Raw genomic sequence first — 541 nt, 5'->3', positions numbered from 1 at the left:
TCAGATGCATCGGATGTTCCTCCGGGGCGCTCGTCCGCGTGGGCGTCGACGAAGGCCGAGTTCAGCAGCGCCTCGACGGGCACGTCGGCGCGCTCGCGGGAGTCGGCCAGGCGTGCGGCGACGTCGCGGCGGGTCGCGGTCAGGGTGCGCGCGGCACCGCGCAGGCCGCGGGGCGCGTCGGCGGCCGAAGGCGTCGGGGCGGGGCGGCCGCACACGTGCGCGGTCGAGGCCAGGGGGCCGCCGTGGGCGCGGATCGCGGCGCGGACCGACTCGAGGTCGGCGACCGGGGACGGCGTCGCGGCGGGGGCCAGCGGTGCGGGCCGGGGACCGCCGACGAGGAAGGGGCGGTCCGCCTCCCCGAACGCGAGGTAGCGGTACACCGCCGCGTCGTCGGGGCGGGCGGGGACCTGGGCCGCGTCGGCCGTGGTGTCGCGCATGGGACGTCCTTCCGGGACAGGGGCTGCCGGACGCGTCCGGCCGCGGCCGGGCGCGGTTCGGACTCTACCAGCGGCCCCCGGCGCACTTTCGTTCGGGAAACGGC

At 79.1% G+C, this 541-nt stretch carries 1 pseudogene; it reads right to left on the bottom strand.

The window, feature by feature from the left end:
* A pseudogene (locus SJ20_RS02480) lies at positions 1–437 on the bottom strand (hypothetical protein); the annotation flags it as partial.
* Between the last annotated feature and the right edge of the window lie 104 nt (positions 438–541).

This window comes from Micrococcus sp. MS-ASIII-49, from assembly GCF_000946635.1.
GTDB lineage: Bacteria > Actinomycetota > Actinomycetes > Actinomycetales > Micrococcaceae > Micrococcus > Micrococcus luteus.
The sequence above is the reverse complement of the archived record's forward strand: the minus strand, read 5'-3'. Positions and strand labels throughout refer to the sequence as shown.